Here is a 23,451-nt window from a genome sequence, read left to right as displayed (position 1 = left end):
CGGCCCCCTTCCCTTAAGAAGGGGACTCAAAGGACGTTAATTGGCAAAATCCAGCTGCTTCGAAACGGGGGACTGTCGCTCAACCGAAGCTCCAAGACTCTGAAAGAGCTTCTCGATACGATCGTACCCTCTATCAATATGATGCACTTGCTCCACAACCGTTTTTCCCTGGGCAGCAAGGCCAGCAATGACTAGTGCTGCACCTGCACGCAGATCGGTTGCTTCCACTGTAGCCCCATACAAACGGGGAACGCCACGGATAAATGCTGCATTCAGGTCTACCGAAATATCGGCTCCCATGACATTCAGCTCATCCACATGTTTGAACCGACCCTCGAATACCGTTTCCTTCATCACACTAAAACCGTCTGCCAGACTGAGCAGCACCATAATTTGCGACTGCAGGTCTGTTGGAAATGAAGGATACGGAGAAGTCACAATGCGGTCTACTGATTTGGGACGGCTCATACAGCTCACCGTCATTATATCATTGCAGACTGTGATTTGAACACCAGTACGCTTCAACACATGTATAAGGGAAGTAAGATGGGCCGGATTGCAGTGTGTAAGCGTTACATTCCCTCTCGTTGCTGCGGCTGCAATCATCACCGTTCCTGCAACGATCCGATCAGGTATAATTTCGTACGAGCAAGGCTTGAGTTTCTCCACACCATTAATAGTAATCGTGTCCGTTCCAGCACCGATAATTCGTGCACCCATTGCATTCAAAAAATGTTGCAGATCCTGTATTTCTGGTTCTCTGGCTGCATTAAATATTGTAGTTGTACCTTCAGCCGTAACGGCAGCCATCATAATATTTTCTGTGGCTCCTACACTTGGGAAGTCCAGATGAATGTCTGTACCCACCAGCTTGCGCCCGCGGCATATGATCTGCTGATCCAGTTCTTCAATCGAAGCTCCGAGCGCCTCCAGGCCCCGAAGGTGAAGATCAATTTTACGTTCCCCAATGGCACAGCCACCTGGCTGGTACACGGATACTTGCCCAAACTTAGCCAGCAATGGACCCATCAAAAAAATGGAAGAACGCATCTGCTTCATGAGATCCTCAGGCACATCATATGACCGGATGGACGACGTATCAATCGTCACTGTTCCCTGTTCATGCCGACACGTGCATCCAAGTCGTTCCAGGATATACAGCATCACTTCAATGTCCAGCAAGTGTGGAACGTTATGCAGCGTAACTTCTCCGTCTGCCAACAAACTTGCGGCCATGATCGGTAAAGCGGCATTTTTTGCTCCATGGATGCGTATGGATCCTGAGAGGGGTTTCCCGCCTTCAATCACCAATTTGTCCAATGTATCACCTCCGGGGTTTACCGTTCACCCACTACGAAGACTTCCGGTACCAGGTTAATACCGTTTTGAGATGATATAGTGTTCTGAATCTGCTGCATTAGGGTGATAACGTCCTCTGCTGTTGCTTGGCCTGTATTGACAATGAAATTGGCATGCATGGTGGATACCTGTGCACCCCCCTGTGTCATACCCTTTAACCCCGCTGCTTCAATCAGGCGGGCGGCATGATCACCAGGTGGATTCCGGAACACGCTGCCAGCACACGCCATCTGCAGTGGCTGTGTACGGCGTCTACGGTCTTTATAAGCCGCCATCGATTCCGAAATGACTTTGCGTTCTCCCTGCTGGAGTGCAAATGTAGCTTCCAGCACGATGCCTCTCCGGTCATGCAGAACAGAGTGGCGATAGGCAAATTCCATGTCCTCCTTGCTGTAACGTACCAATTCCCCTGTCTCCAGTACAATCTCAGCGGATTGAAATATCCGTGACACATCCGATCCATGAGCACCCGCGTTCATATATACGGCTCCGCCGACCGTTCCGGGGATGCCGCTGCCAAATTCCAAACCGGTCCACTCTTTCTTTGCAGCAACAACGCTGAGTTTAACAAAGGAATGTGCTGCTCCGGCGGTTACCCCGCCCTCGTGAAACTCGGCATAATCAAAGCCTTCTCCCGGTTTCACGACAACTCCGCGTATTCCCTTGTCAGCGACCAGCATGTTTGAACCCCGTCCAAGCTGCATCCATGGGATCTGATGCTTGTGCAGCAATTGGATGAGATTGACCATCTGCTCCTTGTTTTCCGGTATGACCAGCGCATCTGCAGGACCGCCGATCTTCCATGTGGTGTATTTGGCTAGCGGCTCGTTTTCAAGAACTTTGCCGACATTGTTCTGGGATAGTAACGATATCCACTGCTGCATATTAACATCCTCCTTTACTTCAAAACCGATGAGCACGGCAGTTTTCGTTGCTGCAGGCCGTGTTGCGGCGCCATGGAACGATTGTCACGATTTATAGGGTATCTTATGTCAGTCCCGCCGTGTGTGTGACAATCGCCCAAAACGCACTTTAACGCCCTACAGCAAGACGCCGAATCTCGCTCACAAGCACCTCGGCTGCATCAGGTTTCCCCAGTTTCCGGGAGGCTTGTGCCATCCTTTTGCGCGCCGCTTCGTCATTCATAATTCCAGCAATCGCTTTATATAACGCCTGGCCTGTCAGATCCTTCTCCAGCATCGTAAGCGATGCACCGCCACCCTCAAGTGTACGAGCATTTGCCTCCTGATGATTATTCGTCACGTTAGGTGACGGAATCAGGATGGATGGAATACCGAGAGATGTAATCTCGGCAAGGAATGATGCCCCTGCACGATTCACGATCAGCGACGTGCATGCAAGTACCTCGGGCATGTTGTGCACGTAGGGCAGCACATGCAGATGATTTGGCATCGTTCCAAGAGAACTGCGGATCGCTTCACGCGTTTCATCAAAATAAGAATCACCTGTCACGTAGACCACGTGCACATCTTCAAGCTTGGCCAGCATCGGTGCCATATCCACCATGGCTTTATTAATGGCTTTTGCACCACGGCTACCACCGACCACCAGAACAACTCGGCTGTCCATGGGTACACCCAGTGTCGCAAACCCACGATCGCGGCTAGCTTGGGCTACCGTTGTAGCCCTTGGATTGCCAGTATACACAACCCTTTTGGCTCCAGAGAATGCTTTCTCCGAACCTTCAAAACTAACAGCTACCGTATCTACATACCGGGTAAGGAACTTGTTCGTTAATCCGGGAATGGCATTCTGCTCATGAATAACACTTGGAATACCAAGTTTGGCTGCTGCATACACAACAGGCCCACACACATAGCCCCCCGTACCGATGACAACATCGGGTTTGAATTCCTTGAGCATTTTCTTGGCTTTGCGTACACCTTGCAGAAATCTCATCACAGTCTTCACGTTGTCAAAGGACAATTTCCGGCGAAAACCTGTAATGTCAATCGATTGAAACGGAATATTTTCTTGTGGCACCAGTTTGCTTTCGAGTCCACGGGTACCACCGATATATAAAAATGTCGAGTCGGGATTCTCCGCCTCACATTGCCTTGCTATAGCAACAGCCGGATAAATATGCCCACCGGTACCGCCGCCGCTTAGAACGACTCGCATCGTACATTCACCTCGCATAACGGGATAAGTTCAATAATATGCCTAACGCTGTCAACATCAAGGTCAGAGATGAACCGCCATAGCTGATAAGTGGGAGTGTAATCCCCGTAACCGGCATAAGCCCGATCACGACACCAATGTTGATAATGACCTGCACAGCCACCATACCCACAATGCCTACGGCCAGAAGGCTGCCAAAAGCATCCGGTACCGTCATCGCTACGCGCATCCCTCTCCACACCAGGACCAGAAACAGCAATAATACAATCATTCCACCAATGAAGCCTAGCTCTTCTGCCAAAATGGAAAAAATAAAATCTGTTTGTGGCTCGGGTACGTAGCTGTATTTTTGTCGACTCATACCCAGCCCCAAGCCCGCAAGTCCTCCAGGGCCGATCGCATATAAAGATTGAATAATCTGATATCCGGCACCAAGTGGATCAGACCACGGGTCCAAAAAAGCCGTTATTCGCTGCAATCTGTAAGGAGCTGCCGCAATCAGTCCGGCAAACCCTGCTATACCGCCGAGAGCAAGCAGTGATAGATGTTTCATCCGTGCTCCTGCTGTGAAAATAATGAGCATTGAAGCACCCATCATAACCGTGCCTGTCCCCAAATCGGGCTGAAGCATAATAATGCCAAAGGCCAAACCGATCAAACCGAGCGGTGGCAGAAGCCCCGTCGTGAACGTTTTGATTTTGCCGGGTTCTTTGCTTAACCAGTGAGCCAGAAACAGGATCATACCCAGTTTCATGAATTCTGAGGGCTGTATGCCGAATGAGCCAATGCCCAACCAGCTTCGTGCCCCTCCGCGAACTACTCCGATGCCAGGAATCAGCACCGCAATCAGCATGATAAAACAGGCAATCAATATAGGCTTGGCATACTTTCTCCAGACCCGGTAGTCCACATTTGCCGTAACAAACATGGCAGCAAGTCCAAGTCCGGCGAACAGCAACTGTCTTTTGACAAAGTAAAATGAATCACCGTAGTCATGAAAAGCAAGCACCGAGCCCGCACTGTATACCATAATAATGCCGATGGCAAGCAATGCCAGAATACAAATTAGGAGCCAGAAATCCGGCGCCGGTCGCGTCTGTTTCATCAGGAGGCCACCCCTTGCATGGAAGTAGGGGCTTTTCCACCCCCCTACTTACAAGTTATGCGCCGCCTCTTTAAAAATGCGTCCCCGCTCTTCATAGGAAGCAAACATGTCCCAGCTTGCACACGCCGGTGATAACAAGACCACATCACCTGGAGCTGCAAACTGTGAGGCTTCCTGCACGGCAGCGGTTAACGTCCGGGCAGCGTCCTCCTCATTATCGACGACCTTAATTTGCTTTAATCCAGCCAGTTCCGCGACCTTGGCAATTTTCTCCCGTGTCTCTCCAAGAGCAACCACAGCTTTTACCCGCTCCTGGAACAATGGCAGCAATTCCATCATGTCTGATCCACGATCCAGTCCGCCGGCAATGAGCACAACCGGTTCCTTGAATGAGTTCAAAGCCATTACGGTTGCTTTGGAGTTAGTCGCTTTGGAATTGTTGTAATAGTTAGCTCCATTATGTTCAAGTACATACTCAAGACGGTGTTCAACCCCCTTGAAGTCAGCTAGAGGGGCAGCAAGCACAGATGGATCGGCTCCAGCGGATACAGCAATAGCTACTGCTGCCAAGGCATTTCCCACATTAAATCGTCCTGGTATTCCGATGTCTTCCACATCAATAATGACATGATGGTTGCCCTCACCGTCTGCATAGATCACCTGGCGCTTCACATCATCCTCTTCCCCATCCACGTATGGAGGATCGGCATATACCCCTGCTTCAAGCTTCTCTGTCAGCGAGAATGGGAGCAGTTTTGCTTTGATATAAGGAACCAGTCCACGGCATACCGGATCATCCCAGTTCAGGATAGCTATATCATCCGGTTGCTGGTTGGAGAACAATTTGGCTTTGGAAGCCACATAATCATCCATATCCCCATGGTAATCCAAATGAGTCTCCGCCACGTTTAGCAAGCTGGCAATGCGCGGACGGAAATCGGATGTGCCTTTCAGTTGGAAACTGCTAAGCTCCACCACCATCCAGTTATCCGCAGAAGCCTGCTCTGCCGCCTCACACAAAGGCGTTCCAATATTACCGGCAACGATAGGTTTCAAACCGGCAAGCTCCAACATGTTGCCTACCCACGTTGTTGTGGTCGTTTTCCCGTTAGAGCCAGTGATCCCGATCATAGGCGCAGCGCATAGATGGTAAGCTACCTCCACCTCAGTCACCACTTCTATGCCTAAGGCAAGTGCCTGTTGCACAGGAGGCGCCTGATAAGGAATGCCCGGATTTTTGACTACAAGCTTCACATCAGGATGAATCAGATCGTCCGGATGTCCCCCGCATACAACAGAAATTCCCAAAGCCTCCAATTCGGATGCTTCGGGACACTGTTCTCTCTCTTTTTTATCATTAACTGTAACGATTGCGCCGGCACGATCCAGCACTTTGGCGACCTGCACGCCGCTCTTGGCCAGTCCAAGCACGACCACTTGTTGCCCACGATATGATTCAGGATGATTCATTGTTTACAACCCCTTGTTGAGATAAAGTCCAAGAGCGGCCAAAATGGCACCTAACGCCCAAAAAGTAATGACAACTCGCCATTCCGACCAGCCACTCAGTTCAAAATGATGATGAATCGGGCTCATTTTGAATACGCGTTTGCCACGAGTTTTGAATGATACCACTTGAATAATGACAGACAGGATTTCGATGACGAAAATACCGCCAATGATGACAAAAAGAAGTTCTGTCTTCGTCACAATCGCGACGGCACCAATCGCACCACCAATGCCGAGTGAGCCTGTATCTCCCATAAACACCTTGGCCGGATGTGCGTTATATACCAGGAATCCAAGTACCGCACCAATCATCGCCGCCGCACATACTGCTGCTGGCATGGATGTTGCCTGCATCGCCACAATGGCAAATGCCCCAAATGCAATGGCGCTCACGCCGGACAGCAAGCCGTCCAGACCATCGGTAAAGTTAACTGCATTTGTGATGGCAAGCATCATGAATACGACAAACGGATAGTAAAACCATCCCGTCCAGTCGAAGGATACTGATGTACCTGGAATTGATATGGCTGTGCTGTGGCCATTTTGGATCAGCAAGTAGCACATCACGGCACTGAAGAACAACTGACCAATCATCTTTTGTTTAGCCGTCAGCCCCAGTGAACGTTTGAATACAATCTTGATGTAATCATCCAGAAAACCGATCAGACCGAAGCCCAGTGTAGCCACCAGCAGGACGTAAAAGTCCGTATTTTTGACCGCTGAAAATTTCAAAAAGGCCAATGTAAACGCGAGTAAAATAACTACTCCGCCCATTGTAGGTGTTCCGCTTTTTTTCAGATGGCTCTGTGGCCCATCTTCCCGAACCTGCTGTCCGAACTTCATTCGACGCAGCAACGGAATCAAGAGCGGTGCAGCAATCACCGCCAAAATAAATGAAACACCGATTGTTAACAGTAATACCTGAAAATCCATGGGTTCACCCCTCTAGTCTACTCTATTCTGTAATGGAGCTATTTTTAGCGCTTCGACCACTTCCTCCAGCTTCATGCCGCGGGAGGCCTTAAACAAGACAACATCTCTGGAATGGAGATTCTCCAGTAGATATCGGGTCAATTCTTCCTTGCTTTCAAAAGTGTGTACGGCTTCCGCTGGCATGTTTTGTCTTGCTCCTTCTGCGATACTCGCAGATAAAGGGCCATAAGCCAGCACCATATTCATTTTGTCGGGTGTGATATATTCACCGATTCCCCGATGGAGCTCATGCTCCTGAGGCCCCAGTTCTAGCATATCACCGAGCACGGCTACTTTGATCCGATACCCCTTGAGGCCCTCCAGCACGTCCACAGCGGCTTTCATGGAGGTTGGACTAGCGTTGTACGCATCATTCAGCATGGTCAAACCACTGACACCATGAATTATCTCGATGCGCATGCCGGTTAATTTCAGACGTGACAGTCCTGCTGCAATCTGTTCAGCAGCCACTCCAAAATGACGGGCAACCGCTAATGCAGCAAGAGAGTTGACCACATTATGTGTTCCCAATAATGGCAGTGTAAGAGCACCCTCTCCAGACTGCTTGGTTGTAAACGCGACCCCACTCTGTGCATTCATCATTCCGGTAGGATAATCATCGTTATCTGTTTGCAAGCCAAATGTATACCGCTGAAGTCCTTCAGGCAGCTTAGTCGCCGGCTCTGCCAGAACCTGCTCAATCAACGGTTCGTCTCCGTTGTAGATCAGCAATCCACCTGGTTTCATGCCAGCAGCAATTTCAACTTTTGCCCGAGCAATCTCCAATCGAGATCCCAGTTGAAGTAGATGGGATTCACCAATATTCGTGATGATCGCGACATCCGGCTGGGCAATTAAAGATAATTCTTCAATCTCCCCTCGGCCGCTCATGCCCATCTCCAGAATTACGATCTCAGTGTCCGGTTCCATGCTAAGTACAGTAAGCGGCAAACCAATATGGTTATTGAAGTTGCCTTGGGTCTTATGCACTTTGAACGTGGTAGACAGAATAGCATCCACAATGTCCTTTGTTGTTGTCTTTCCATTGCTGCCTGTAATGCCTACAACGGAGGCCTTGTTTTCTCTTAAATAGGAGGACGCAAGCTCCTGCAATGCAACCAGGGTATCCTCCACAATAATCACAGCACCTTGAGGTGCAGCTCCATGATCCTTTTGCCATAATGCTCCGGCAGCGCCCTTCTCTACACAGGTTTGCACAAATTCATGTCCGTCAAACCTTTCGCCAACAAGCGGGATAAAGAGACTGCCTTGCACGGGCTTACGCGAATCTGTAAATACACCTTCGACAACAACATCACCATAAGCAGCAACGTCAGTTAGTGTTCCTCCACACATCTCGGCCAATTGTGCCAATGTTCTTTTTATCAATTGGATTTGCCCCTTATCGCTTCTTTCGCTATGATCCGATCGTCAAAGTCCGTCTTGGTAGTACCGATAATTTGATAGGTCTCATGCCCCTTACCCGCAATCAATACTACATCGGCAGGGCTTGCCATTTCAATAGCTTCATGAATCGCCTGGCGCCGATCCACAATCATCGTATAACGATCAGGTTGAATGGCATCTTCAATCAAACCTTGTTCAATATCCTTGAGAATCAGATCGGGATCTTCTGTCCGCGGATTATCGGAAGTAACAAATACGATATCGCTATACTTCGCTGCAATTTTGCCCATTAGGGGCCGCTTCGTGCGATCTCGGTCACCACCACATCCAAATACGCAGATTACACGTCCTTCAGCAAACTCCTTCACCGTCCGCAATACGTTCTCCAGGCCATCTGGAGTATGAGCGTAGTCAACAATGACAGCAAACGATTGCCCTTCGTCAACAGCCTCAACACGTCCATCTACGCCGGGTACCGTCTCCAAGCTACGTTTGATCTCCTCCAGCGGAATGCCTTCAACCAGAGCAGCTGCGATGGCAGCCATTGCGTTGTACACATTGAATTTTCCTACCATGCGTAAACGAATATCGGTGCTGCCTCTGAATGTATCTACATGGAAAGAAGTACCTTGCGAGGTAATTGAAATTTGGGATGCGCGTACATCCGCATTTTTCTCCATGCCGTATGTAATGACTTCAGCTGCCGTTACAGATATAAAATAGGCTGCAGCGGGATCATCTGCGTTGATCACTGCAAATTTGCGCTTGGAAGCATCTGTGTTATATCCGTTACCCAACCGTGCAAAAAACAGCCCTTTGGCTCCGCGATATTCTTCCATGGAATGATGGTAATCCAGATGATCCTGCGTCAAATTGGTAAATACAGCCGTACGGAATTCCGTTCCCTTCACCCGACCTTGCTCCAAAGCGTGGGAGGAAACTTCCATAACACAACAGTCCGTGCCCGCTTGGACCATGTCATTCAGACTGCGCTGTAGATCAAGTGCTTCCGGTGTAGTACCTGACATCGGATACGTGCGTCCGTCATAGCGCATTTGAATGGTCCCGATTAATCCTGTTTTTTGACCAAAGTCACTCATGATTTTTTCTATTAAATAAGTAGTCGTTGTTTTTCCGTTGGTTCCCGTTACACCAATCATATTCATCTTGCGGCTTGGTGAGTCAAAAAAGGAATCAGCCAGTACTGCCATAGCGAAACGGCTGTCTTTTACGAGCAGCTGCGGAACAGGCAGATCCAGCTCTCGTTCCACAACCAGTGCAACAGCTCCAGCATTTACAGCCTTCTCAGCATAGTCATGTCCGTCAACGGTATGTCCTGGAAGACAGATAAACAGATCTCCCGGTCGTACCTGGCGAGAATCTGTCTGTAGGTTTTGACATTCTGTATTTGGTTCGCCAATGATACGGGCGGTTGTCAGCATTGATGAAAATTGTTTTAAAAGCACATGAATAACCTCACTTTTTCCAAGTTTACTTCAATTTCAACAGTTCTCTGTAATCATTAATATCGTCAACACAGCCAATTAATGAAACGCAACTCAGTGCATTTTGTTGCGGTGGAGATCAAGAGCCCCATCAGGGCTCTTGTCCTTCCTCCTTGGTGTGATCATGAATATCATTCAGAACATCACCCATATAGATGCGTATGGTAGAACCCTGATCAACCCGTGCTCCTGGCTTTGGAGCCTGGTTAATGACATATTTCCCACTGCCGGATTTGGCCAGCATAAAGTTCATATTCAGATCTTCATACAGGTCTTCGACCGTTGCTCCTGTCAGATCGGGAACCGTCACGATTTTGGTCTCTCCATACTTGTATTCTTTGGCTACCTGATCCTTCCGAACCGGAACATTCATATAATGCAACGCATCCTCCAGAATGTTCTGTACGATCGGTGCGGCAACCACGCCGCCGAACTGAATCCCTTTCGGGTTATCCACCGCCGTATACACAACAATCTGCGGATCATCCGCCGGAGCAAAACCGATAAAGGATACAATATGCTCAGTAGAAGAATAACGTCCATTGATTACCTTCTGGGCTGTACCCGTTTTGCCGCCAACCCGGTAACCATCAATAAACGCCGGACGTCCCGTACCCTTGGCAACGACACTCTCTAGTGCTTCACGCACTTGCTTGGACGTATCTTCCGAGATGACTTGACGAACCAGTTCCGGCTTGGCCTCTTCCATCACTTCACCCGTTTTGGGATGAACCCAAGCCTTTGTAACATATGGCTTGTATAGTTTACCACCATTAATAGCTGCTGACACAGCCGCTACTTGCTGAATCGGTGTAACGGATACCCCTTGACCAAAAGCAGTGGTCGCAAGCTCCACAGGTCCGACCCGTGACAGTTTAAACAAAATTCCGCTGGCCTCACCACTTAGATCGATGCCTGTTTTGGTGCCGAATCCAAAGTCTTTAATATAGGAGAATAATGATTCTTTGCCCAGCCTCTGACCCAGTGCAACAAATCCAGGGTTGCAGGAGTTCTCCACAACTTGGAGGAAGGTCTGACTTCCATGGCCGCCCTTTTTCCAGCAACGCAGGCGAGCGCCACCAACTTCAACAAATCCGGGATCATAGAACTGATCCTGCGTCAGGTTTACTTTTTTCTCTTCAAGTGCTGCTGCGAGCGTAATAATTTTAAACGTTGAACCAGGTTCATACGTCATCCAGATCGGTAAATTCCGGTTGTATACATCGGCCGGATATTGCTGATAATCAGCTGGTTCGTATCCGGGTCTACTGGCCATGCCAAGGATTTCACCCGTCTTAGGGTTCATTGCAATGGCAAGCGCCGAGTTGGCCTGGAACTTGACCATAGCCTGATCCAGCTCGCGTTCCATGATGGACTGAATCGATTTATCAATAGTCAGCTTCAGGTTCAGACCATCCTTCGGTTCCACATACTTCTCAGATGAGCCCGGCATAAGCCTTCCGGCCGCATCGGACAAGTAGGACACACTGCCATTCAAACCGTTCAGCTTATCATCATACTTTTTCTCTACACCCGTTAAGCCTTGATTATCAATGCCCGTGAAACCAAGAATATGAGCTGCCAGATCATCATAAGGATAAAAGCGTTTATTATCCTCAGCAACAACGATACCCGGAAGCTTCAAATCACGGATGTGCTGAGCTTTCTCCATCGTAATTTTGCGGCCACCGGGTTGTAGTCGTACAATTAGTTCTCTTTTCTTGATGGTTGCCAGCACTTTCTCTTCGGTCATCCCCAGCAAAGGAGCCAGTGCTCTTGCTGTCGTCTCCGCTTCCTTGACCTGAGCAGGAATCGCCATAATGGTTGGTGTGGTTATATTGTAGGCGAGAGAGGTTCCATTTCGATCCAGGATCTCTCCCCGTTTGGCTGAATAAGGAATATTCCGCCGCCAAGACTCTTCCGCTTTCGCAGATAGTTCCGGTCCTTTCCCTAACTGTACATAAGCAAGCCTCATCACCAAGGCTGAGAATAACAGAACTAAAATCATTAAACTCCATAACAGCCTGCGCCGCAGATTTACGCTTGATCCCTTCACGAAAAGATCCCCCCACTCGTCCCAAAATCATGATTGTGTTCCATTCATGAATATTCAGGACAACCGGGGGTTAGAACAAGCTGTCAGTGATCTCTATGGAAGCGAACCCTCGTCCGATGTGTTGGCAGACGATTTTGTCTCATTTGAAGGTGGATTTGTAGTATCCATTTTGCCCGTTTCTTCGGTGTTCCCCGTGCCATCAGCTGCTCCCTGATTGTTAGGCTCGTCCCCTAATGCTGGATCAGAAGACTCGGGAGCTTCATCTGCTATACCGGTAACTGCCGCTTTGGCCGTCTGCAGCACAAGCTCAACCGTTCTCTGTTCGCCTGCCACCTGCTCCGTTTGCTTCACCACATATCCTTCACCTTTAACGGTCACGCCCACTTTCATGAGGGAGAGCACTTCAAGTGCATCTCGTAGAGATTCGCCAGACAGATCAGGGATCTTCATCTTGCTGCTCTCTTCGGTCAACAGGTAGATTCTTTGGCCAGGATTCATGGCTGCACCCGCCACAGGATATTGGCGAATGACATTTTCACCCTGACCAAGCGTCTCATAGGCAATGCCTGCGTTCAAAAGTTGGCTTCTAGCCTGTTTAGCTGTCTTACCTGACAGATCAGGAGCTTTAGCTTGAACGATCGGCGTTGTTTTTGACTTTTTGTCAGTGGTCTTTACTGTATCTTTGGGAACTCCCATGTACTGAAGAGTCTGGCTCACAATTTTCTTGAATACCGGAGCAGCTGCAGTACCTCCGCCAATATTGGAACCATCAGGCTGGTCAATCACAATCAGCATCGCGATTTTAGGATTATTTACAGGTGCAAATCCGATAAACGAAACGACGTCTTTGGATTTGCTGTATGTCCCGTTCACAACTTTTCTTGCTGTACCCGTTTTACCTGCCACACGATATCCTTCTATATACGCATTGCGCCCTGTACCAATCGTTTGGTCGGCTACAACCTGTTCCAGATACCCGCTCACCAGTTTGGAAGACTCCTTGGAAATGACCTGACGAACGACCTTCGGCTTGATTACTTCTGTTGTACCGTCATTCGGGTTAATAATTTCCTTTACCAGATGCGGTTCCATGAGTTTGCCGCCGTTGGCAATGGCTGAAATGGCTGCTACCTGCTGGATTGGCGTTACCTGTACAAGACCATGGCCATATGCTGCTGTGGCAATTTCCGATTTATAAACCAGCGGCTTGATTGGTGAAGCTGATTCACTCGGCAGATCAATGCCCGTCTTTTTACCAAAACCGAACTGGTCTATGTAATGACGCAAACGTTCACCGCCAAGCATGTTATAGCCCAAATTAACAAACGCAATGTTACTTGAACGTTTGACACCTTCCAAGTAGGAAATTCGGCCATAGGCATGACCGTTATCACTGATTGGATAGCCACCAATATAGATCCGCTTGGATTCAAATGTAGCATTCGGATCAAACAGCTTCTCTTCAACCGCACCCGCCAAAGTAACAATTTTAAAAGTAGACCCTGGTTCATAGATGGATTGTATCGCATGATTAATAAAATTTTTCTGATCCGGCGTTTCCCCATACGTATTAGGATTAAAGGTTGGCCAATTGGCCATTCCTAAGATTTCCATCGTGTTAGGATCTGCTGCAATGACAGTCATGCTCAGTGGATTGTACTGGGCTACCGCTTCTTTCATTGCATCTTCGATGTAGTACTGAATTGTATCATCAATCGTCAGCTTCAAATTGCTTCCATTCTGCGGTGGTAGATAGTTGTCCTGGGAGTCAGGCAGCTTGTACCCTTTGGCGTCCTTCTGATAGTTCAGATAACCATCTGTACCTGTAAGCTGTTCATCATACGAGACCTCAAGTCCGTTAACAGCCTTGCCATCACGGCTCATGTATCCCAGCAGGTGAGAGGCGAGCGTTTCTTCCGGATAATATCGCTTCGACTCCTGTGTCATGACAATCGCGTTTTTAGCCTTGTAATCATCCTGCAGTTTTTCGCGAAATTCGTCTACCTTAGCAGCCAGTTCAGGGCTAATTTTATACCCTTCACTGCGCACTTCACGTTGTTGAAAGAATGTCCCATCTTCCTTTTTCGCTGTTACTAGTGCGCGCATTTCACTTTCGCTTTTACCCAATAAACTAGATAATTTGTCAATAACCACATCTTCAATTCCAAGCTTGTTAATCATCTCTGGGTTTACAGACACCGTGTAAGCAGGTGCATCCGTCGCCAAGATGTTACCATTGCGGTCTGTGATTGTCCCACGACTAGCCTTGATGGTTTGTTCACGTTCGACCAAACCCGCTGCTCGCTCCTGCCAAATACCGCCATTAACAACCTGAATAAAAAAGATACGGGTTATTAATACAAGAAAAAAGAGGGTAATACATCCCCCTATAAGCAGCGTGCGCATCTTTATTCTTTTTACCATCGGTACACCTCTTTTGCTTCAGCACTTTGTATGGATTGAACCAAAATGTTCTACTTATTTGCTGTATCCGAGGACGATTCAGTACCTGTCGAGTTCGTTGTACTTGTTGAGCGAGGCACAAAAATAACATCCTTACCAGAAGCCTCAACATAACCAAGTTTGCGAGCATTCTCGATGACCAGATTGTTCAGTTTTTCTTTTTCCACTTGCAGATCTGCAATCGTTTTCTCTGCTTCTCTTACATCAGACAACGTCGTCTGTGCCTGTTTATTCAGCTCATAGATGTGAGCGTAACGCGACATCATTACACCACCCACAACAATGACTGCAACCACAGTAATCAGATACAAAAATTTCTCACGTGCCGGAAGACCGGTACGACGGGTCACCACTTTGGTGGTTTCCTTGTACCGCTGATGGGTCACACGTTCTTGGGACGCTTTTTCTTTCACTGCCAGATTACCACGTGTATATGCCATACAAAGGCTCCTCCTCCGCTCTTGATTTACAGTTTCTCGGCTACGCGCAGCTTCGCTGAACGAGCACGGGAGTTTTCGGCCAGTTCCGTTTCCGTTGGAATCAGCGGCTTTCTGTTCACTAAACGCATGGTACCCTTACCGCCGCAAACACACAACGGAAAATCGGGAGGGCATGTACATTTCTCCAGATAACTGCTAAAAATCTGTTTGCAAATTCGGTCCTCAAGTGAGTGAAAAGTAATAACAGATACACGTCCGCCTGGTGCCAAGCACCGAACGGCCTGATGTAACGCTTCTTCGAACGCGCCCAGCTCATCATTAACCGCAATTCGCAATGCCTGGAAGCTGCGTTTTGCAGGATGTCCTCCGGTACGACGAGCCGCCGCCGGAATCCCTTCTTTGATCAATTCCACCAGTTCGCCAGTAGTCTCAATGGTGGACTGCTTTCTTTTTTCAACAATGACACGAGCAATTCGTCTAGAGAATTTCTCTTCACCATAGCGATACAAAATGCGGGCAATCTCCTCTTCCGGCCATTCGTTAACAATCTCTTTGGCGGTAAGGGATGCGTCCTGATCCATACGCATATCCAACGGAGCATCGTGATTGTAGCTAAATCCACGTTCTCCTTCGTCGAATTGCGGCGATGATACCCCTAAATCGTACAAAATACCATCTACCTGTGGCACGCCATCTTTCATCGGTAGATCCAGTTCTTTCAGTACCTGTTCGAGATCACGGAAATTGGTTTTCACCAATGTAATCCGCTCTCCATATGGAGCCAATTTTCCACGCGCGTTATCCAAAGCCCAATCATCCTGATCCAGTGCGATCAGACGTCCCCCTGGACCGAGCTTGGATGCAATCACGGAGCTATGTCCGCCACCGCCTAAAGTGCAGTCCACGTATATACCGTCCTGCTTGATGTTTAATCCCTCTGTTGCCTCTTCTTTGAGTACGGTTATGTGGTGAAACAACCTGCACCCCTCCTGACTTTATAGATCAAAATTAAAATCGACCAGCTTTTCGGCAATGTCGTTGAATGCTTCTTCGGATTGATTGAAATAACTCTCCCATATGCCTTTGCTCCAAATCTCCACCCGGTTCGACACGCCAAGAACAACGCAATCCTTGTCCAGCTTGGCATACTCTCTAAGATTGCCCGGCAAATTTACCCTGCCCTGTTTGTCCAATTCACATTCGGTGGCACCCGAGAAAAAAAACCGTGTAAACGCACGTGCATCGGATTTCATCAATGGCAGTGCTTTGAGCTTCTGTTCCATGACCCCCCACTCCTCCATGGGGTACACGAAAAGACACTGGTCCAAACCCCGTGTGACAACGAAAGACGGTCCCAGAGATTCGCGGAATTTAGCCGGAATAATAACCCGACCCTTGTCATCAATGCTATGTTGGAACTCCCCCATAAACATTGGCCCACTCACTCCTCACCCGTTTCTCCCACTTTGCCCCACTTTCCACCACCTAAGCATAATAGATTCGCACAAAAAAATCAAAACCCTTCTTACGGGCTTTACTTTTTTTAATTTCACAACCGCAAAAAAACGTCTTTGATCCTGTCACTCAGGATCAAAGACGTTTCCCGTTTACGGGCAATCGCACGTACACCCGCATATGAGCCATATCATTAATAAACCATTTTAAACCCTTTGAAGCACTTAATCAGCTTGTAATTAATGGATGCCTTTTAGAATTTCCAGCTATCCAGATATTTTTCCTGCTCAGCCGACAAGGAGTCGATGGCAATATTCAAGCTTTCCAGTTTGTAGCTGGCAACCTGTTGGTCAATATCATAAGGTACATTAACAACGGTTTTACCTAGTTCCGCATAGTTCTCGCTCACATAACGCAGACCCAGCGCTTGCAATGCAAACGTTGTATCCATAATCTCAGCAGGGTGTCCATCGGCTGCACCCAGGTTTACGAGACGTCCTTCAGCCAGCAAATACATCTTACGGCCATCTTTGAAGCGATATTCTTCAATGTTGCGGCGTACGGTACGAATCGAATCGGAACGTTTAGCCAGTTCAGGTTTGTTTACTTCCACGTCAAAGTGACCCGCGTTGCTAAGGATTGCTCCATCCTTCATCACGTCGTAATGCTCTCCAGTGATCACATCTTTATTTCCCGTAACAGCAATGAAGAAATCACCCAATTTTGCAGCTTCCACCATCGTCATGACACGGAATCCGTCCATATGTGCTTCTACGGCTTTAATAGGATCAATTTCCGTTACAATAACATTTGCTCCGAGGCCTTTGGCACGCATTGCCACACCTTTACCACACCATCCGTAACCCGCTACAACTACGTTCTTTCCTGCAATGACCAAATTAGTTGTACGGATGATCCCATCGAATGCAGACTGACCTGTACCGTAACGGTTATCAAACAAGTATTTGCAATAAGCGTCATTGACTGCAACCATTGGGAAACGCAATTGTCCTTCTTTCGCCAAAGCTTTCAGACGAATGATGCCCGTTGTCGTTTCCTCTGCTCCGCCACGAATCGTGGCAGCGAGATCAGGACGTTCAGATGCAATTATAGTGGCAAAATCTCCACCATCATCAATAATCAGATCAGGTTTTACTTCAAGTGCGCGGAGTTGCAGTTCCTTGAACTCTACAGGGTCAGGATTATGTTTGGCATACACCGTAACGCCGTCTTCCACCAGAGCAGCACAAACATCGTCCTGCGTTGACAATGGGTTGCTGTGTGTAATCGTCACTTCTGCGCCACCAGCTTGTATGACTTTTGCCAGGTAAGCTGTTTTGGCCTCAAGGTGAAGGCAAATGGCTACTTTCAAGCCTTTAAACGGAAGATCCTGTTCAAATTGGCGACGAATGCGGTTCAACACCGGCATATGTGCTTCTACCCAGTCAATTTTCAGATGACCTTCCGAAGCGAGTCCCATATCCTTAACGATACTATTTTGCAATGCAGGGGTAGTCATTCCTCATCCTCCTCGATTATCTATTCCTTCTATTATAAAAGGTCACTACAATGTGATCACTTGGTGTTGTCCACGGAATTCGTTCTGACTTTCAATCAGTTGTCCAATCCACTCCGTTCCATAACGGTTCAGATAAAAGAGTACGTTATGTACTCGTTCCTGCGGTTTGTTCATGGGAAAGAGTGAGTTTTGCATCCCGTTCCAGTGCCTTAGACCCACATTGTGTTTATCTTTGATGGCTTTGTGGGTTTGCTTTTGCAGATATTGAATCTGTTCGTTGATCTTGCCTACATTGGTATCTCCAATTCGGTCGAGTCCAGGATGGATCTCTGCAATCTGATCAAGCAATGGACGATATAGATCGGCAAATTCTTGCTGAACGCGCTCGAACTGTTCATCGACCTGGAAGGTCTCCTGCTGTGCCAGCCATTGTTCCTTCTTTTCTTCCATATGATATTGAACGTCCTGGAAAGAAAGACCGTACTGCTTCATATGTTTGTGATGAACATCTTCCATAATGGTGAAGGACAGACGTGGAAGCAAAATGGGCATCTGCAACCCGAACCGGCCAAACGCTTCACGCGTCAATCCCCAATATGCGATCTCACCTTGACCCAAGATAACAGCCGCTACGGGTAAAATGGAATCCTGCATTAATGGCCGAGTCAATACATTATTGCTAAAACACTCGGGATGTTCAGCCAGTTCCTGAAGCAGTCGCTCTTCTGTAAATGAAACCAGACCTTTACGGTCGCCGTACAAGCCGTCTTTCAACATCAGAAGCAACCGTGCTCCTTCATGTATGTAAAACAGATTGGCCCCATCTTCAGCGACTTCAGCAGGCATGGCATATCCCGCATGTTCCAATACGGAGGCACCTTGTGCATAAGCTTGGCGTAATGTCCCATTTTCACGAATCAAGCGTTCAAATACAGGCTGTTCAAGTCTGCGCAAGTCTGGATCTGCAGCATCCATCAGAATAAGTCCACTGCTGCCAAACAACGCTGAGATTAACCGTGCAAACGCATCACTCAGGTTTGAACTCGACTGATGGATCTCTGTAACCAGCTTCATTAACCCTGGTTTGTGCACCGTATCTGGTAACAGATGCTCCACCTGCTCTAACACGGTTATCCATTGTTCCGTTTCCACATGAACATTACTCACGGAATCCCTGCCAGCAAACCGCCCTTGTAACTTGATTTTCGTCAAGTCCCCGCTGGCGTCAGGCAAGTATGTGTGGTTGACTTCATCCCAGTCATGGTCTTCACCTGCAATCCAAAAAACGGGAACGACCGGCCGCTGTAGCCTGTTCTCCGCTTCCCGCGCAGCTGCAACTACACTTGCTGCTTTGTAAATGACAAACAACGGACCTGTAAGCAGGCCGCTTTGCTGCCCTCCCGTAACAACCAAAGCATCTTGTTCCGCGAGACGTGTGATGGATTCATGGACTGCACCATGATCGTTCACACGTTTATTATATATACGTAGATACTCTGCCAGACGTTGACGAGGAATACGTGTGTTCTCCGATTGGTCAAGCCACTCGGCACGCGTATGAAGCCCCGATTCCCAGCGAATGTCATACTCGTAAAGGCCACGCGCAGCATCCCTTGAACAGACATAGTCTTCTGCAAGTCGCGTTCCGCTGCGGAGTGCCTCGGTAATACCTTTCATGAGGTCTGCCTCCTATTCTGCTTCAAAGAGCCTTTCTTGATTGTACCGAATGAGAGCCCTTTTCGTCAAAAGAAAGTGCATCAAAAAATAAAAAACCGCCGAACAAAGTCGGCGGTTTGATATTCATGGATAAGTCCAAATGAAAATTGTACTTTTTATACGTAAGGCTCTGCAACCCAGTGACCTTTGGATACCTCAATCAATTGAGCATTCTGCAGGTTGTATGGATCATTTGCAGGACCACCCGATCCATTCTTAAGTGCTTGTTCTTCCGGCAGCAAAATGCGACGTTTGTTCGCCTCTACTTCCGGATCAGGTACAGGGATCGCTGACAGCAATGTTTTGGTGTATGGATGAATCGGATTCGCATAAAGTTCTTCACTTTCTGCCAACTCCACCACTTTACCCATATACATAACAGCTACACGGTCACTGATATGTTTAACCATGGACAAGTCATGCGCAATGAACAGGTATGTCAAGCCGAGGCGTTGCTGAAGTTCTTCAAGCAAATTAACGACCTGAGCCTGGATGGACACGTCCAATGCTGACAATGGCTCATCACAGATGATGAATTTAGGGTCTACGGCCAATGCACGGGCAATCCCGATCCGTTGTCTTTGACCACCTGAGAATTCATGTGGATAACGGAGTGCATGGCTAGGATTCAAACCTACAAGATCAAGCAATTCTTCAACACGTCTCTTCCGCTCTGTTCGAGTTGACGCCAGACCATGAATATCAAGGGATTCACCGATGATATCCATAACGTTGAAACGTGGGTTCAAGGAAGCATAAGGATCTTGGAAAATCATTTGCATATCTTTACGCATTTCTTTCATTTTGCGCGGGGACAGCTTGTAGATATCCGTTCCATTAAAGTTAACATTTCCGCCTGTTGGCTCATAAAGGCGCAGAATTGTACGGCCAGTTGTGGATTTACCACAGCCAGACTCCCCTACAACTCCAAGTGTTTCGCCTTCAAAAATATCAAAGCTAACATCATTAACCGCTTTGAGAATGTTCCCTTTGCCCAAATTGAAGTATTGTTTCAGGTTCTTCACTTGAACCAGCGGCTTGTTGGCACCTTTGATAATACCAACTGGAGTAGGTTTTTCTTTTTTAGGCTCGTCCAGACGAGGAAGAGCATTCAGCAACTTAATCGTGTATGGATGTTGAGGATTACTGAAAATTTCAGCAGTTGTTCCTGTTTCAACAACTTCGCCTTCCTTCATAACGACAACACGATCACACATTCCTGCGACTACGCCAAGGTCATGCGTGATAAGCATGATCGAAGTTCCAAGCTTTTGCTGCATTTCTTTCATAACATCCAAGATTTGTGCCTGAATCGTTACGTCGAGTGCAGTTGTTGGCTCATCCGCAATCAGAAGGGATGGACGACATGCCAAGGCAATCGCAATCATAGCACGCTGGCGCATACCACCGGAAAATTGGTGTGGATAATGGTTCATACGCGATTCCGCATTTTTGATGCCTACAAGTTCGAGCATTTCCAATGCGCTTTTTTCAGCTTCTTTTTTGGACATATTCTGATGCTTGCGCAGTACCTCGGTAATTTGCTTACCAATTTTGATGGTTGGATTCAAAGAAGTCATTGGATCCTGGAAGATCATACCGATATCTTTACCACGGATGGCTTCCATCTGTTTATCTGTCTTATTCAGCAGGTCTTGCCCGTGAAAAGTAATTTCTCCGCTTTTGACCTTCGAAGGCGGGGAGGGAATCAATTTCATGATGGTTTGGGCAGTAACACTCTTACCACTACCGGATTCACCTACGATCCCCAGCGTCTCTCCTTTGCCAAGTTCAAAACTCACATTTTTAACGGCGTCAAACTCACCAGAACGCGTCGTAAATGACACACTCAGGTCTTTGACTGTTAAAATCGGCTCCATAATCCCACCTCCTATTTCTATTTACGTAATTTCGGATCAAGCGCGTCGCGCAAACCGTCACCAAGCAAGTTAAATGCGAGCATTGTCATAACCATCAAACCTGCAGGGAACCACATCCGCCAAGGATACAGCGTCCAGCCTGTAAGTGCATCATTGATCATAGATCCAAGAGAGGATTTAGGTGCAGATACACCCAAACCAAGGAAGCTCAAAAATGCTTCTGCAAAGATGGCATTTGGGATAGACAACGTCAATGTAACGAGAATGGGTCCGACAGCATTTGGCAACAAATGACGGAAGAGTTGACGTCCAGTGCTTGCGCCCATGGAACGAGCAGCAAGGATAAAGTCTCTGTTTTTGAGTTGCATAATCTCACCACGCACAATCCAGGACATACTGATCCAGCCTGTAATGGTGAGTGCAATGATAATCGTTGTCAGACTTGGCTCCAATACAACCAGCAACAGGATAACAACGAGCATGTATGGCAGGGAGTACAAGATCTCGGAGAACTTGTTCATGATGCCGTCAACACGTCCACCGTAGAAGCCCATAATGGCTCCATAAATCACCCCGATGACAAGGTCAATCAAAGCAGCAGCCAAACCTACAGTAAGAGACACACGTGCACCTACCCAGGTTCTTACCCATACATCACGACCCAGTTCATCTGTTCCGAACCAGTGTTCAGCACTTGGTGCAGCATTGGCATTCAACAAATCATTGGAATAATAATTATAGCTTGAGAACAACGAAGTTGGACCAATCATAGAGAAAATGACAACAAGGACTAGAACAGCCAAACTAATCATAGCGGCCTTGTTGGTTGCAAGTCTGTACATAGCGTCTTTGAATAGCGATACACTCTCTTGCGATTTCAACGCTGCCTGACTATCCAGGCCTGTGTTCGCCGTTTCATTATTGTTGTTATTCTTGCCAGACAACGTTATGCCCCCTTCCGGCTTTCTAGCTTAATTCTAGGATCAATCAACACGTAAGCAATATCTGTCAGGAAACGTGCAAGCATCAAGAGAATACCATAGAAGATTGTAATCCCCATGATCATCGTATAATCACGATTCGTAATACTCTCTACGAATACTTTACCAATTCCACCAATGTTAAAGATTTGCTCAATAACAACGGAACCTGTGATAATATTTGCTGTCATCGGACCAACATAAGTAACGACTGGCAGAATACCGTTCCGTAAAACATGTTTAAACATGATAGCAGGCCATTTCAAACCTTTGGCTTTGGCTGTCTTGATGTAGTCTGCATGCAACACTTCCAACATGCTTGAACGCGTCAAACGTGCAATAAAGGCAATTGGAGATGCCGACAATGCGGCAACCGGAAGCACATAGTCGAGTGGGCCATCGAAGCCCATAACGTTAAACCAGCCGAGTTTGAATGCAAAAACATATTGCACCAGCGATGCGAGCAAGAAACTCGGTACAGCAATCCCGATAACAGCCAGAATCATCGTAATATCATCAATCAACTTGCGATGGTACACTGCGGCAATAAGCCCCAACAAGACACCCACAACAATTGAGATAATAATCGCAAAGATTCCCAGCTTCAGCGATGCTGTAAACGTTTGAGTGATCATACCCGTTACATCTTGATTCAGGTATTTCATAGAAACCCCGAAATCACCCTGAATGATTCCACCCATATACTTCAGGTATTGTTCATACATCGGTTTGTCCAAACCATACTTCACTTCCAAAAGTGCCCGGATTTCAGGTGATACTTTTTTCTCGGATGTAAAAGGGTCACCCGGAATGGCCTTCATCAGGAAGAAGGTTGCTGATGCGAGTATGAAAAGCGATAGCAGCATAAATAGCAGTTTTTTCAGCACGTACTTAACCAACCCTTGCACACCTCCACAAACAATATTTTGTATACAAATCGATT

The 23,451-nt window shown here is 47.6% G+C and carries 18 protein-coding genes; all 18 read right to left on the bottom strand.

The window, feature by feature from the left end; all coding sequences use genetic code 11:
- Positions 1-36 precede the first annotated feature (36 nt).
- The 18 genes from murA to BMW94_RS10820 all read right to left on the bottom strand — a co-directional run bounded on the left by murA (position 37) and on the right by BMW94_RS10820 (position 23,407).
- Positions 37-1,320 carry a UDP-N-acetylglucosamine 1-carboxyvinyltransferase gene (gene murA, locus BMW94_RS10905; protein WP_053781219.1) on the bottom strand — a complete coding sequence of 428 codons (1,284 nt, stop codon included), beginning with the start codon at positions 1,318-1,320 and terminating at the stop codon, positions 37-39.
- Positions 1,321-1,337: 17 nt separating this feature from the next.
- Positions 1,338-2,243: a UDP-N-acetylmuramate dehydrogenase gene (gene murB / locus BMW94_RS10900; protein ID WP_090998213.1), complete on the bottom strand. Its 906-nt coding sequence runs from the start codon at positions 2,241-2,243 to the stop codon at positions 1,338-1,340.
- A gap of 148 nt (positions 2,244-2,391) precedes the next feature.
- Complete coding sequence (murG, locus tag BMW94_RS10895; RefSeq protein ID WP_090998210.1) at positions 2,392-3,501, bottom strand: undecaprenyldiphospho-muramoylpentapeptide beta-N-acetylglucosaminyltransferase; 1,110 nt, start codon at positions 3,499-3,501, stop codon at positions 2,392-2,394.
- Positions 3,502-3,508: 7 nt separating this feature from the next.
- Positions 3,509-4,606 carry a stage V sporulation protein E gene (gene spoVE, locus BMW94_RS10890; RefSeq protein ID WP_090998206.1) on the bottom strand — a complete coding sequence of 366 codons (1,098 nt, stop codon included), beginning with the start codon at positions 4,604-4,606 and terminating at the stop codon, positions 3,509-3,511.
- 48 nt (positions 4,607-4,654) lie between these two features.
- Positions 4,655-6,076: a UDP-N-acetylmuramoyl-L-alanine--D-glutamate ligase gene (gene murD / locus BMW94_RS10885; protein WP_090998203.1), complete on the bottom strand. Its 1,422-nt coding sequence runs from the start codon at positions 6,074-6,076 to the stop codon at positions 4,655-4,657.
- A gap of 3 nt (positions 6,077-6,079) precedes the next feature.
- Positions 6,080-7,048: a phospho-N-acetylmuramoyl-pentapeptide-transferase gene (mraY, locus tag BMW94_RS10880; protein ID WP_090998200.1), complete on the bottom strand. Its 969-nt coding sequence runs from the start codon at positions 7,046-7,048 to the stop codon at positions 6,080-6,082.
- 12 nt (positions 7,049-7,060) lie between these two features.
- Positions 7,061-8,473, bottom strand: a complete 1,413-nt coding sequence (gene murF, locus BMW94_RS10875; protein ID WP_090998489.1) for a UDP-N-acetylmuramoyl-tripeptide--D-alanyl-D-alanine ligase — start codon at positions 8,471-8,473, stop codon at positions 7,061-7,063.
- Positions 8,473-9,960: a UDP-N-acetylmuramoyl-L-alanyl-D-glutamate--2,6-diaminopimelate ligase gene (locus tag BMW94_RS10870; protein ID WP_090998197.1), complete on the bottom strand. Its 1,488-nt coding sequence runs from the start codon at positions 9,958-9,960 to the stop codon at positions 8,473-8,475. The genes murF and BMW94_RS10870 overlap by 1 nt, the downstream gene beginning before the upstream one ends.
- Positions 9,961-10,090: 130 nt before the next feature.
- A complete protein-coding gene (locus tag BMW94_RS10865) occupies positions 10,091-12,055 on the bottom strand; it encodes a stage V sporulation protein D (protein WP_090998194.1) in 1,965 nt (654 codons plus the stop codon).
- A 93-nt stretch (positions 12,056-12,148) separates the two neighbouring features.
- The gene (locus BMW94_RS10860; RefSeq protein ID WP_090998191.1) at positions 12,149-14,479 is read right to left on the bottom strand and encodes a penicillin-binding transpeptidase domain-containing protein; all 2,331 of its coding nucleotides are present in this window, start codon (positions 14,477-14,479) and stop codon (positions 12,149-12,151) included.
- A 50-nt stretch (positions 14,480-14,529) separates the two neighbouring features.
- Positions 14,530-14,958 carry a hypothetical protein gene (locus BMW94_RS10855; protein WP_090998188.1) on the bottom strand — a complete coding sequence of 143 codons (429 nt, stop codon included), beginning with the start codon at positions 14,956-14,958 and terminating at the stop codon, positions 14,530-14,532.
- Between the two features lie 26 nt (positions 14,959-14,984).
- Entirely contained in the window at positions 14,985-15,935 is a 951-nt protein-coding gene (rsmH, locus tag BMW94_RS10850; RefSeq protein ID WP_090998186.1) for a 16S rRNA (cytosine(1402)-N(4))-methyltransferase RsmH, read from the bottom strand.
- A gap of 18 nt (positions 15,936-15,953) precedes the next feature.
- On the bottom strand, positions 15,954-16,391 hold the full coding sequence (mraZ, locus tag BMW94_RS10845) for a division/cell wall cluster transcriptional repressor MraZ (protein ID WP_017687291.1): 438 nt from the start codon (positions 16,389-16,391) through the stop codon (positions 15,954-15,956).
- Positions 16,392-16,666: 275 nt separating this feature from the next.
- Positions 16,667-17,932 carry an adenosylhomocysteinase gene (locus BMW94_RS10840; protein ID WP_090998183.1) on the bottom strand — a complete coding sequence of 422 codons (1,266 nt, stop codon included), beginning with the start codon at positions 17,930-17,932 and terminating at the stop codon, positions 16,667-16,669.
- A 45-nt stretch (positions 17,933-17,977) separates the two neighbouring features.
- Positions 17,978-19,609 (bottom strand): bacillithiol biosynthesis cysteine-adding enzyme BshC, encoded by a 1,632-nt coding sequence (bshC, locus tag BMW94_RS10835; protein WP_090998180.1) that lies wholly within the window; start codon positions 19,607-19,609, stop codon positions 17,978-17,980.
- A 155-nt stretch (positions 19,610-19,764) separates the two neighbouring features.
- Positions 19,765-21,528, bottom strand: coding sequence for an ABC transporter ATP-binding protein (locus tag BMW94_RS10830; protein WP_090998176.1), 1,764 nt, complete (start codon positions 21,526-21,528; stop codon positions 19,765-19,767).
- A 17-nt stretch (positions 21,529-21,545) separates the two neighbouring features.
- Positions 21,546-22,472, bottom strand: a complete 927-nt coding sequence (locus BMW94_RS10825; RefSeq protein WP_079696194.1) for an ABC transporter permease — start codon at positions 22,470-22,472, stop codon at positions 21,546-21,548.
- 2 nt (positions 22,473-22,474) lie between these two features.
- Positions 22,475-23,407 (bottom strand): ABC transporter permease, encoded by a 933-nt coding sequence (locus BMW94_RS10820; RefSeq protein WP_076288118.1) that lies wholly within the window; start codon positions 23,405-23,407, stop codon positions 22,475-22,477.
- Positions 23,408-23,451 lie beyond the last annotated feature (44 nt).

Source organism: Paenibacillus sp. OK003, from assembly GCF_900109515.1.
Classification (GTDB): Bacteria; Bacillota; Bacilli; order Paenibacillales; family Paenibacillaceae; genus Paenibacillus; species Paenibacillus marchantiae.
The sequence above is the reverse complement of the archived record's forward strand: the minus strand, read 5'-3'. Positions and strand labels throughout refer to the sequence as shown.

Bases quoted from the DNA above. Each gene is read 5' to 3' on its own strand.
- murB (WP_090998213.1), bottom strand. From the start codon at position 2,243: ATGCAGCAGTGGATATCGTTACTATCCCAGAACAATGTCGGCAAAGTT.
- murG (WP_090998210.1), bottom strand. From the start codon at position 3,501: ATGCGAGTCGTTCTAAGCGGCGGCGGTACCGGTGGGCATATTTATCCG.
- spoVE (WP_090998206.1), bottom strand. From the start codon at position 4,606: ATGAAACAGACGCGACCGGCGCCGGATTTCTGGCTCCTAATTTGTATT.
- murD (WP_090998203.1), bottom strand. From the start codon at position 6,076: ATGAATCATCCTGAATCATATCGTGGGCAACAAGTGGTCGTGCTTGGA.
- mraY (WP_090998200.1), bottom strand. From the start codon at position 7,048: ATGGATTTTCAGGTATTACTGTTAACAATCGGTGTTTCATTTATTTTG.
- BMW94_RS10860 (WP_090998191.1), bottom strand. From the start codon at position 14,479: ATGGTAAAAAGAATAAAGATGCGCACGCTGCTTATAGGGGGATGTATT.
- BMW94_RS10855 (WP_090998188.1), bottom strand. From the start codon at position 14,958: ATGGCATATACACGTGGTAATCTGGCAGTGAAAGAAAAAGCGTCCCAA.
- mraZ (WP_017687291.1), bottom strand. From the start codon at position 16,391: ATGTTTATGGGGGAGTTCCAACATAGCATTGATGACAAGGGTCGGGTT.
- BMW94_RS10840 (WP_090998183.1), bottom strand. From the start codon at position 17,932: ATGACTACCCCTGCATTGCAAAATAGTATCGTTAAGGATATGGGACTC.
- bshC (WP_090998180.1), bottom strand. From the start codon at position 19,609: ATGAAAGGTATTACCGAGGCACTCCGCAGCGGAACGCGACTTGCAGAA.
- BMW94_RS10830 (WP_090998176.1), bottom strand. From the start codon at position 21,528: ATGGAGCCGATTTTAACAGTCAAAGACCTGAGTGTGTCATTTACGACG.